Origin of the sequence: Streptomyces sp. FH025 (assembly GCF_017427025.1) — a bacterium.
Lineage (GTDB): Bacteria > Actinomycetota > Actinomycetes > Streptomycetales > Streptomycetaceae > Kitasatospora.
Window position 1 is genome coordinate 1 of the sequence record NZ_JAFLNG010001003.1, and the last position, 2,061, is coordinate 2,061.

General features: G+C 77.6%; 1 protein-coding gene and 2 pseudogenes. All 3 read right to left on the reverse strand.

Annotation, left to right across the window (positions count from 1 at the left end; all coding sequences use genetic code 11):
* Positions 1 to 758, reverse strand: a pseudogene (locus J0670_RS36645) (ATP-binding protein); the annotation flags it as partial.
* Positions 755 to 1,483, reverse strand: coding sequence for a DUF4255 domain-containing protein (locus tag J0670_RS36650; protein WP_207817103.1), 729 nt, complete (start codon positions 1,481 to 1,483; stop codon positions 755 to 757). The gene J0670_RS36650 and the pseudogene J0670_RS36645, both read right to left, overlap by 4 nt.
* Positions 1,480 to 2,061 (reverse strand): annotated as a pseudogene (locus J0670_RS36655) (hypothetical protein); the annotation flags it as partial. The pseudogene J0670_RS36655 and the gene J0670_RS36650, both read right to left, overlap by 4 nt.

Here is a 2,061-nt window from a genome sequence, read left to right on the forward strand (position 1 = left end):
CGGCCGTCGGCCGTGAGGGCGGCCGCCGCCAGCGGGCCGGCGTGCCCGCCCCGGTCCAGCAGGTGCACCAGCCCGCCGTCCGCCGCGGCCGCGCGCAGCCGGTCGACGGTCTCCGCGGCCTGCGGCGACGGTGCGACGGCGGACCGGTGGGCCAGCCCGGCGAGCGCGCCGTCCGGCTCGTCGTCGCCGAGCAGGTGGGCCGTCACCCGGTCCGGTACGCGCAGGGCGCGGGAGAGCAGCGGGCGCTCCGGCTCGCCGATCTCCAGGAGGCCGCCGGCGATCAGCGGGGCCCGGGTGGAGAAGCGGAAGCGGCCTGCGCCGGCGCCCGGCAGTCCGCACAGTTCGAGGGCCAGTCCGATGGTCGGCCGGCGGCGGGTCAGGTCGTCGTTGAGGTAGCCGTAGAGCTGTTCGAAGCGGGTGTCGAGGTCGGGGGCGAGGACGACCAGCAGGAGTTCGAGGTCGACCGGGAGCAGCCCGAAGGCACCGCTGAGCGCCGCGAGCCGTGAGCCCGGCGGCGGCGCGGGCCCGTCGCCGAGGGCGGGGCCGTCGCGGAACGCCGCGGCGGAGACGGCCAGGATCCGCTCCACCGCCTCCGGGCTGAGGTACTGGCCGCGGTACGGGTCGTCCGGGTCCGGGTCGTCGGCCCGGCGCTCGCGCACCGCCGTCCGGACCCGCTGTTCGACCCGGTGCAGCCGTTCCCAGAGGTGGTCGAGGCCGGTCGGCGCCAGGTCGGCGGCCGGCCCGAGGTCGAGGCTCATCGCGCCCCGCCCCGCTGCCGTCGGCCCGGCGGCAGCGGGCGTTGCCGGGGTGCGGCGAAGCCGTCCGGTCCGAAGTCCTCGCCGTCCTCACAGCCCTCGCCGCCCTGGTAGCGCAGTCGGCGGCCCGGGCCGTCGGCGGGTGCCGTGCCCTGCCGGGTGGTGTCCTCGACGCGCACCACCAGGCCGTCGGTGACCGGAGGCCCGACGGGCGTGCGCGCACCGGGCAGCGGGGCGAGCACCCGGAGGTCGATCGAGGGCCGCAGCTCCCCGCCGAGCGAGGACCAGACGTCGGACACCGACGGCAGGCCCGTCTCGCGCCCCGCGATGTCGAGCCCGACGGTCAGGCCGAGCTCGGCGAGCGTGCCGGTGAGCACCCGGGCGGGCAGCGCGTCGACGGCGGTCAGGCACTGCAACACCTCGGCCAGCAGCCGGTGTTCGTCCTGCGGCCGGTTGGTCCAGACGGTGACCAGGTAGGCCAGCTCGAACCACCGGGGCGCGGCGCGGTGGCCGACCACCACGCCGTCCGCGTCGTGCTCCGCGAGGGTGCCGGACTGCCGGCGGCCCCTCTCCTCGCGGATCCCGTACAGGAAGACGCTGACCGTCGGCGCGGTGCGCCGGGCCGCCAGGTCCCGGGTGGGCGCGTCGAAGACCACCTCGACCCCGCGCTCGGGCAGTCCGATCTCGGCGAGCAGCAGCCGCAGCGCCTCGTCGACCTCGTGGATCACCGCCGCTCCACCTCCCCCGGCGGGCCGATGCTGCCCTCCACCACGAGGAAGGGCGTCGTCACCGGGGAGAACCCGGGGCCGTCGGCGGTGATGGTCCGCGGGCCGGTCTCGTCCTTGGGCAGGATGAGCAGCTGGCCCGCGAAGGTCCCGTCGGCCCGCGGGAAGGTGGGCGCCGCCGCGGCGGTGATGCCGGGCTGCCAGGTGAACCGGACCGGCGCGCCGGGCGGGAAGTCCACGCCGCGTACGGAGGTCACGAAGCCGGGCTTGCCGATCGGCGGCACGGCGACGATGCGGGGCTGCAGGATGCGCAGCGGGGTGCTCGCCCGGTGCGGTCCCGGCGCGGCGTCGGTGCCGGTGGTCGTCAGCTCCGCGGTGATGGTGGTGTCCAGCGGGGCCACGGGCGACAGCACCACCCGGACGACCTGGCTGCGGCCCGGGGCCAGGTCGGCCAGGGCGCAGCCTCCGGACCGGCAGCCGGGGGGCAGGGCCTCGGTGGGCACTCCGGCGGGCAGGCCGAGGGACAGGCGCAGCCCGGTCGCGAGGGCCTGGCCGTCGTTGCGCACCGTGTAGTTGACGGT